The organism is Caballeronia terrestris (assembly GCF_001544515.1).
GTDB lineage: Bacteria > Pseudomonadota > Gammaproteobacteria > Burkholderiales > Burkholderiaceae > Caballeronia > Caballeronia terrestris.
The window spans coordinates 1-1,788 of sequence record NZ_FCOL02000338.1 but is presented as its reverse complement, the minus strand read 5'-3'; the positions used below and the strand labels follow the sequence as shown (position 1 = coordinate 1,788).

Annotated in this window: 1 protein-coding gene; it reads right to left on the bottom strand. The window is 68.1% G+C overall.

Translation table 11 applies throughout. From position 1 onward, the window contains the following. Window positions 1-42: 42 nt before the first annotated feature. The coding region (locus tag AWB67_RS37220) for a site-specific integrase (RefSeq protein ID WP_125477860.1) at window positions 43-1,788 on the bottom strand (1,746 nt) is incomplete at its 5' end.

Genomic DNA, 1,788 nt, shown 5'->3' with positions numbered 1-1,788 from the left:
GCTCAAGTTCCGTCGCGTCGCGCGGCCGAAAGATTAACGTCTTCACAGATCCTTCACCCCGCCTTCTTGTCGGCGTGGTGATGCAGATCCGGCGTCAGCCTCGGCGTCACCGGCGTAATACTGAGCGGCTGCCTCGAGCACACGCCGCTGCTCGGCCCGCACGTAAATCGAGGTCGTTTGCAGCGACGCATGGCCCAGAATCGTCTGCACCACATCGATCGGCATGTCGCGCGCGACCGCCCGCGTGCCGAAGGTGTGACGGAACGCGTGCGCGGAGGTGTTCGCGAGCTGCACCAGGTCAGCGGGCGAGATACGGGGCCGCGCGGCTAACTCGGTGGTCAGGCGTTGCAGCGCCTGACGCACCAGGTGACCGAACGCATCGGCCGTATAGGCGGCTTCGACGGCGCCGCCGTGTTTGTTCAAGGCACTCGGGGTAGCGGGAATCGCGAGCGGCGCGATCAACGGGGCGGAATCGAGCGGGGCATCGAAGTCCCGCTCACGGTCGATCCAGTGCTCGCGCAAGGCAGCGACCGTCGCCGCACTGACCGGCACGGTGCGTTGCTTGCGCCGTTTTCCAATCACCGTCAGGGCCCACACCGGAGTGTCGTTCGAACCCTCAGGCGAGGGGCGCACAGATGGGCGGACGGATTGACCCACGTAGGGGCGCAGAGCTTCCCGACGCGCGTGCGCCGCTTCGTCGCGCCGCAGCCCCGAATCGCCCATCAGCAGGATCGCCGCGCGCGCGGTGCGCCACTGCCGAGTTTCGGCCTCGTCCTGATCCCGAAAGGTCCCGCCGCAGCGCTCATCCAACGCACGGCGCAACTCGGCCCATAGCTTAGGCGACAACGCCCGCTCGACTTGTACTGCGACTTCGCGCGTGACGGTCACCGGGTCGTGCACCGCGCTCCAGGGATTGCCCGCCAGATAGCGGACCTCGGTGAGCCATGCAAACGTCGCGCGTAGCACCCGCACCGCATACGCCTGGCTGTCAGCCGATAGGCCCTCGGGCGCGAAGGGCCGCCAGCGACCGCTCGCGCGTGACTGCTTCGGGCCCACGAACGAGGGCGCCGGCTTCGCGAGGAAGTCTTTATACGCCTCACAGTCCTCGACCGTCATCGACGACACCGGTGTGCCGCGCGCAATCACGGCCCACAGTACCAGGCGTTCGAGCTCGCGAGTGTATGCGCGCAGGGTCGTCGGCCGGTCGCGATAGCGGTGCAGATACGCGTGAATCGCGGCGAGATCGTGTGGCGCACGGATGAACGAAAACGACGTCGCCCGATTCGAACCCGGGTCCGGCCCATTCGCGGGTCCAATCGCGCCCGATAATGCAGTGGGCACCGCGAGCCGCTCAAACGGCGCGAGGCGCGGCTCGTGGGGTGTGCCACCGATCACGACGATAGCCTGGGCCTGGCTCGACGGCACCAGCTCCGGGGTATCAATGTCCGCCACATCGACGTCGAGGCGTATGCCGAGGGTGGCTTCATGCCGACGCAGCCACGCAACCAGCGCCTTCGCCCGCAGCGCGCCGATGCGCGGCACCGAGCGCCACCAGTTGCCGCCGCGCGCATTGCAGTACTCGATCAGCGCGCCGAGGGTCGCAATGCCCTCCCCCGTCAACCGCCGCGCGATCAACGGCCGAAACCACAGGTGCACCGGGTGAGCGACCGACGGCACGGCCGCCGCCAGCGTCGACGCCTGTTCGACCATGCGCAGGGTGACGGCGGTGAGTTTCGCGCTGCCGTGCTGCTTGATCGATGCCTTCAGGTGCTCGGCGAGCGCGGCCGA